The organism is Staphylococcus sp. EG-SA-2 (assembly GCF_017152085.1).
This window is the reverse complement of the sequence record NZ_JACYHC010000380.1, coordinates 1-246: the sequence shown is the minus strand read 5'-3', so window position 1 is coordinate 246 and position 246 is coordinate 1. Positions and strand designations below refer to the sequence as shown.

The 246-nt window shown below is 32.1% G+C and carries 1 protein-coding gene; it reads right to left on the bottom strand.

Annotation, left to right across the window (positions count from 1 at the left end; translation table 11 throughout):
• Positions 1–119: 119 nt before the first annotated feature.
• Positions 120–246 (bottom strand): SAV0927 family protein (locus IDG60_RS03550; RefSeq protein WP_206160498.1); only part of this gene is annotated, 127 nt, incomplete at its 5' end.

The window sequence follows — 246 nt, the reverse complement described above, 5'->3', positions numbered from 1 at the left end:
ATGTGAAGATTAAGCCAACCATTCAAGATACTGAACATTAATAAAACCCTTAGCTAGATTGAAAATGGGAATCATGCAATTCAAGCATGGACCTGTAATCTAGTTAGGGGTTTTTATCTTTAATGAATGACTTCATTTAAATACTCAGTAATTTCATCGCCTTCTTCAGCATTTACACCTAAAATATGAGCGATATAGCCTTCTTCTTTTAAATCATCAGTACCGATAATACCGAATTTATTTGTT